Here is a 4,901-nt window from a genome sequence, read left to right on the forward strand (position 1 = left end):
GGTCAGGCCCATGAGTTGCCCCATGCGGTTCCGTTGCTCGATGGGCTGCCCGGCGTGCCCAAGTGGGTCGTGGGCGACCGTGGCTACACCAGCCACGCCTTTCGCGACCACATCTGGACCATGGGCGCACGGCCTGCGATCCCGCCCCAGCGCCATGAGGCGCCCGTCGCCTGCCCGGACTGGATCTACAATAACCGCAACCAAGTCGAGCGCCTCTGGGCCAGGCTCAAGGAGTGGCGGGCCATCGCCACGCGCTACGAAAAGACCGCCGCCAGCTTCACCGGCGTCCTCTGCCTCGCAGCCGCCCTCGATTGGCTCAAGCGATGACACGCCCTAGGCCGGCGACAGTCGTGGATATCCCCGATCAGTCCGGGCACCCGCACCGACCGCTGGGGCGCCCCTTATGGAAGACCGTTGCCGCCAGCCGCGCCGTAGACTTGCCCCGTGGCGTAACTGTTCTCGGAGGAGGCGAGGAGCACGTAGATCCCGGCGAGTTCCCCCGGTTGGCCGGGGCGTCCCAGGGGCGTTTTTCCACCGAACGACTCGAGTTTGTCCATGGAGGCGCCGCCCGACACCTGTAGCGGCGTCCAGATCGGCCCTGGTGCCACGCCGTTGACGCGGATGCCCTTAGGGGCGAGTTGCTTGCCCAGCGAGCGCACGAAGTTCGTCGTGGCGGCCTTCGTCTGTGCGTAGTCGTAGAGGTCTGGGGTCGGGTCAGTCGCCTGTTCGGACGTGGAGGCGATGATCGTCGAGCCGGGCTTCATATGCGGCAGAGCCGCCTTGATGATCCAGAACGGCGCGTAGATGTTCGTCTTCATCGTCCAGTCGAACTGCTCGCTGGAAATGTCGAGGATCGAGTCGTGCGCCTGCTGGCGCCCGGCGTTGCTCACCAGGATGTCGAGGCCACCGAGCCCCTGGACGGCGCGTGCGACGAGGTCTCGACAGAAGGCTTCGTCGCGAAGATCCCCCGGAATCGCGATACCCTTGCGGCCGGCTTTGCTGATGAGATCGATGACCTCGCGGGCGTCCGGCTCCTCGTCGGGGTGGTAATTGATGGCGACGTCCGCGCCCTCGCGGGCGAAGGCGATGGCCGCCGCCCGGCCCATGCCGGAATCGCCGCCGGTGATGAGGGCCTTGCGCCCGACGAGCCGGCCCGACCCGCGATAGCTCGTCTCGCCGTGATCGGGCCTCGGGTCCATGCGGCTGGCGAGGCCGGGCCAGGGCTGCGACTGGCGCTTGAACGGGGGTTTGGGGAACTTGTCGAGGGGGTTCGTCAGGGGTTGGCTCGTCGCGGTGGACGGTTCCTGTGCCTGCGCGGCCCCCGTCGCGGCGACGGCGAGACCTGTTCCGACGACGCCCACGATTTGCCGGCGGGAGGGCGACGGGAGATCATTCGAAGCCATGTGGTCCTCTTGCGTTGCCATGCGGGGAGAACCGGCGCCCGGTCAGAATGTTCAGGCACGGCACTGTCGCAGGAACCGGAGGCTGGATGGGGGCTTCGTCGGATGGCGGCTACACCTTGAGGTCCTGCCGTGAAGAGCTTGCTCATCGACGCGTGATGTCCGCTCAATCGAGGGCGACAGGCGACGGCTCGAACATCCGTGTCGCCCAGCCGTTGGTTGTGATCGAGACGCCTGTGAGGAAACGATGAGCGAGAGCGTGCCCCCGAGCGACGTATCGTCAGCACCGACGCCCCCCGATCCGAAGGACCCGCTGACCGTACCAATGGATCTGACGATGACGAAGGATTCGAGGATCGACGGGAGTCTCACCCAGGAGGCCATCGATCCCGCCGACATCCTTCCCGAGGATCCTGAGGAGCAGAACGACCTCGCTTGATGCGACCATCAGCGAAATGGAAGCCCGCCCGGCTGGCGCCGAGGCGGGCCCTTCGTTTCCGCCCCATCGCTGCCCGAACAGCCCAATCGGGTCAGCCCGCCGGAGCCGAGCAACGCCGCGCCTCAGGCTGCCATCTTCGTCGCGTCGAGAAAACTCAGGAAGTCCGCGTGGTCCAGGGGGCGACTAACGTGGTAGCCCTGAACCTGTCCACATTGCTCCGCTGCCACGAAGGCATATTGTTCGGCGGTCTCCACGCCTTCCACCGTCGTCGTCATGCCGAGGCACGCTCCCATGGTGATGATGGCGCGAACGATCGCCGCGCTTTCCGGATCGTCCGGGAGCAGTCGGATGAAGGACCGGTCGATCTTGATCTTCGAAAACGGGAAGCGGCGCAGGTAGCTCAAGGAGGAGTACCCCGTTCCGAAATCGTCCATGGCGAGGTCAACGCCGATTGCCTTCAACTTCGTCAGCGTCGCGAGGGTCCGCGCCTCGTCGTCGAGCATCACACCCTCGGTGATCTCAAGTTCGAGGCGGCTCGGGGCGAGCCCTGTCGTCTCGAGAATGCCCGCCACCATCTCCGGCAGGCGATCATCGCGGAACTGCACGGGTGAGAGATTGACGGCGATCCTGATCGTAGTCGACCAAGCCGATGCCTGCCGGCAAGCCGTCTGAAGGACCCATGCGCCGAGTTGCGTGATCAGGCCCGTCTCCTCCGCCAGGGGGATGAAGTCGGCCGGCGCGATGAGGCCGCGTTCGGGATGTCGCCAGCGGACCAGGGCTTCGGCCGAGGTGACGACTCCCGTCTGGGAGTCGACGAGAGGCTGGTAATGGACCTCGAACTCATCGGTCTCGAGGGCGCGACGCATGTCGAGGTCCAGTTGGCTGCGGGCGCGCATCCGTTCCGCGAGGGCAGGCTCGAACATTCGGTAGGTCGCCTTGCCCTCGGCCTTGGCTTTGTACAGGGCGAGGTCCGCGTTGCGCAGGAGTTCTTCGGGGGCGCTTCCATCCCGGGGCGCGATCACGACGCCGACGCTGACGCCGACATGCACAAGCTGGCCTTCGAGGAGGAAGGCACGGTCGATGGCCTCGACGATCCGCGTCGCCACATCCTGTGGGCGCCCCTCATCGACCGCGCCCAGGAGCAGGATCGCGAACTCGTCGCCACCGAGGCGGGCCACCATGTCGGTCTCACCGATAACCGAGGACAGGCGCGCTGCGACCTTGCGCAGGAGCTCGTCGCCCATGGCGTGCCCAAGGGTGTCGTTGACGAACTTGAAGCGGTCGAGGTCGAGCATCAACACCGCGAAGCCCTCCGACGCTTCGCGCAGGGCCGCGGCATGATAGGCGAGAAGATCGCCGAACCGGGCGCGGTTCGGCAGGCCCGTGACGGCATCCGTGAAGGCGAGGGTACGCAATCTGGCTTCGGAGCGCAGGCGTTCGCGCTGATCGCGAAAAGCGATGACGGTCTGGCTCTTATGGCCAAGGGTGATGGTCTTGCGCAGAACACGAACCGGCACGCGCTGGCCATGGGCGTCGGCGAGTTCGGTTTCGCGCTCCTCCTGTTCGGGCAGATCGTCGAGCACCAGACCGGGCAGCAGTCGCGCGAGGCTGTAGCCGATCAGCTGCGCCTGGGTCAGGCCCGACAGCTGTTCGAGGCTGCGGTTGGCCGTGTTGATGGCATCGTTGTCGCCATCGCAAACCGCGAGGCCCTCCAGGGCGAGGCTGGCGAGTTCGCGCAGACGGAGCTGATCGCGGCGCAGTTGCGCGCGGGCGTTCAGGGTCATGCGTAACCCAACGAAGGCCAGCGACAGCAGGACGAGCGAAAGGGCCGCGATGATCGGAGCGATCGTCATCGGGGCAATGGCCGAGTCCGGCAGCAGCACTCTCGGGTCATAGACCAGCTTGACGGCCGTCATTCCGCAGAGGTGCAGCACGACGATCGACGCCAGGAGCAACGGAAGTGCGAAACGGCGGCGGCCGCGCTGACGCTCGCCGGCCATCAGGAGGGCGAGGCCAGCCATGGGAAGGCTGATGAGCACGGAGGCGACGACGTAACCCATGTCCCATGAGACATGTCCCGTCACGCGGTAGGAGGCCTGCCCGACGTAGTGAAAGGTGGCAATCCCGGAGCCGATGATCAAACCCGCCGAGAAGCGGCGCAAGCGGCCGCGGCGGCCGAGGGCCAGGCCAACCCCGATCCCGATGCTGGCAATCACGATGAGGAGCGAGGTGGCCGTGAGGATCGGGTCGAAGCCGGCATCCATCCCCGGCCGAAAGGCCAGGAGCGCGATCATATGGGTCGCCCAAGCTGTCGAACCGGATGCGACGATGCTGGCGATGCCCCATCGCAACCGAACCACCCCCTCCGCGCGGGATGCGTGGGCGGCGATCGCAGAGGAAGCGTAGATACCGATCGCACAGACGAAGGCTGAGATGAGCAAGATTTGCTCATTATGCCCCTCTGTAACACAGGTTATAATTTCGATCATCTCAACCCCTCGAACGCTCCAGCGGACGCAGGGAGAAGTGAAAATTCCAGAAATATGCTTCTGAGACCGTGCGAATCACGCCTTTCAAGCCCGGTCATACCCCGATTTCGGTCGCGATAAGAACGGGACCTGCGACATGATAGCTGTTCCCGCCGCTGTAGCGACGGCCAAGTCGTCTTCGTATCCGGTAGCGGTGAGGCCGTCGCGGCGCTGGTCCAGTGTGAGGCGGGCAAAGACCTCGCGCATACTGGCGACTTTGTGGGCCTGCGGGACGTCGAGGATGACGGGGGCGCCGGGTTGCAGCATCGGGACGAGGTTATTGGCGATGGAGCTGCGGAAGCGGGCGCCGTTGGTGCCATTGACGAGACCAAGGGCGCAGGGTCCGCTGCCGCACACAAATTGACGATGACGGTGGTCTTGCCGTGGCCTCCCTGCGCGAACCGGGTCGACCACCGGTCTACACTGGACACGCTCCCACCTGATCGGCCCCCATTCGGTGGTTCATCGCCAGATTTGGTGGATCATGCTGCGAGGAGGAAGCGTCGGCGCAGGAGGTCGAGCTTGGCGCGGCCG

General features: G+C 65.7%; 3 protein-coding genes. 1 reads left to right on the top strand and 2 read right to left on the bottom strand.

Features of this window, described 5'->3' with window-relative positions; translation table 11 throughout:
* Positions 1-327 (top strand): transposase (locus BM249_RS20805; RefSeq protein ID WP_143103822.1); only part of this gene is annotated, 327 nt, incomplete at its 5' end.
* A 74-nt stretch (positions 328-401) separates the two neighbouring features.
* Here the strand turns inward: BM249_RS20805 and BM249_RS20810 are convergent.
* Together BM249_RS20810 and BM249_RS20815 are read right to left on the bottom strand one after the other, a co-directional pair.
* The gene (locus BM249_RS20810; protein WP_091975517.1) at positions 402-1,403 is read right to left on the bottom strand and encodes an SDR family oxidoreductase; all 1,002 of its coding nucleotides are present in this window, start codon (positions 1,401-1,403) and stop codon (positions 402-404) included.
* A gap of 558 nt (positions 1,404-1,961) precedes the next feature.
* Positions 1,962-4,328, bottom strand: coding sequence for a bifunctional diguanylate cyclase/phosphodiesterase (locus tag BM249_RS20815; protein WP_091975519.1), 2,367 nt, complete (start codon positions 4,326-4,328; stop codon positions 1,962-1,964).
* Between the last annotated feature and the right edge of the window lie 573 nt (positions 4,329-4,901).

Origin of the sequence: Methylobacterium gossipiicola, assembly GCF_900113485.1 — a bacterium.
In the GTDB taxonomy this organism is placed as follows: Bacteria; Pseudomonadota; Alphaproteobacteria; order Rhizobiales; family Beijerinckiaceae; genus Methylobacterium; species Methylobacterium gossipiicola.

Coding starts and splice junctions, on each gene's coding strand:
- BM249_RS20815 (WP_091975519.1), bottom strand. CDS start 4,328: ATGATCGAAATTATAACCTGTGTTACAGAGGGGCATAATGAGCAAATC.
- BM249_RS20810 (WP_091975517.1), bottom strand. CDS start 1,403: ATGGCTTCGAATGATCTCCCGTCGCCCTCCCGCCGGCAAATCGTGGGC.